General features: G+C 64.7%; 2 protein-coding genes. Both read left to right on the plus strand.

Features of this window, described 5'->3' with window-relative positions; all coding sequences use genetic code 11:
- Nucleotides 1-62 precede the first annotated feature (62 nt).
- Nucleotides 63-1,205: a calcium/sodium antiporter gene (locus ACEXHE_RS13430; protein ID WP_374786175.1), complete on the plus strand. Its 1,143-nt coding sequence runs from the start codon at nt 63-65 to the stop codon at nt 1,203-1,205.
- A 50-nt stretch (nt 1,206-1,255) separates the two neighbouring features.
- A partial coding sequence (locus ACEXHE_RS13435) for a transposase (RefSeq protein WP_374786176.1) occupies nt 1,256-1,518 on the plus strand: 263 nt, incomplete at its 3' end.

Raw genomic sequence — 1,518 nt, forward strand, 5'->3', positions numbered from 1 at the left:
TGCTCAACCGGGTCGATGGAGTGCTCATCGCGACTCGGGTTGTGATCCGTAGACTCCTACTTATGGACCTTCTAGACCTGGGGCGGATCATTGTCGGGTTGGTGCTGCTGGTGCTGGGCGGGGAGGTACTGGTGCGAGGGGCCTCCGCCCTGGCTCGTCGAGCGGGGGTTTCCTCCCTGGTGGTCGGGCTCACCGTGGTCTCGGCGGCCACGTCGGCGCCCGAGCTTTCGGTGAGTATCGGTGCGGTCCTGCGCGACGAACCCGGACTGGCGGTGGGCAATGTGGTCGGCAGCAACATTGCTAACGTCTTGCTCATTCTCGGCCTCTCCGCTCTAGTTCTGCCGCTGGCCGCGACACAACGGTTGGTGCGCTTTGATCTCCCCCTGATGCTTTCTCTGTCCGCGGCGCTGCTGCTGGTCTGCCTCGACGGGGTGATCAGCGCGGTAGACGGGCTAATCCTGTTCGGTGCCGTGGTCGCTCACACCGTGCTGACCGTCACCATCGCCCGCAGAAGGACACAGTCCAAGGCCCCTGTTATGCAGCTGGCTGAGGGTTCCCCGGGTATCGGCGCCTCCGCCCAGGCCCAGAAACTGCCTGTGGCCTCGAGCGGAAAGTCGATTCTGCTCGTGGTGTTCGGAGTTGCTCTCCTGGTAACCGGGGCCACGCTCCTCGTCGAGGGCGCGGTGAACACCGCCACCACGCTCGGGGTGAGCAGCCTAGTGGTCGGTTTAACCGTCGTGGCCATCGGCACATCTCTGCCTGAGCTGGCGACTTCCCTCATCGCCGTGCGCCGTGGCGAACGTGACTTGGCGATTGGCAACGTGGTCGGCAGCAATATCTTCAACATCGGAGTCGTGCTCGGGTTGCCAGCCATGATCTCCCTCGAGGGCATTCCCCTATCCAGCGCCGCCCTGGCCTTCGATATCCCGGTAATGTTGGCGGCCGCGATCGCCTTGCTGCCCGTAGCCTTCACCGGCTTCACGGTGGCGCGATGGGAAGGCGCCCTGTTCGTAGCCCTGTATCTGGTTTACCTCGGGTATCTCATCCTGGCTGCCACCGCACACGACGCACTGGAAGGATTTACCGCCGTGATGGCATGGTTTGTCCTCCCCTTGATCACAGTGACGCTGATCGCCTTCACCGCATACGAAATCGGGCTGCGTAAGGGCCGACAAGGCAGCGGCACAACCCCCCGTCCGTCCTGACCTGAAGCGCCCTGGGTTTCGTTCCGAGTCTCACGAAGGAGAATCGGTACATGCCCAAGAAGTTCACCCCTGAGTTCCGCGACCGAGCGGTGCGAATGGTCCTTGACCGACAAGTCGCGGAAGGTGGGCCCAGAGCCGCCTCGATCCGCGTCGTGGCGCAGTCCCTGGGCTGTGGCCCGGAGACCCTGCGGAACTGGTGCCGCAGGGCGGAGTCGTCCGGCCCTGCCGTGGTGGCCCTGAGCGGCGAGACGGATCTGGAGGAGGAGAACCGGCGGCTGCGCCGCGAGCTGGCCGAGACCCGCCGTGCCAACGA

It is taken from the genome of Micrococcus sp. IITD107, assembly GCF_041927415.1.
In the GTDB taxonomy this organism is placed as follows: Bacteria; Actinomycetota; Actinomycetes; order Actinomycetales; family Micrococcaceae; genus Citricoccus; species Citricoccus terreus.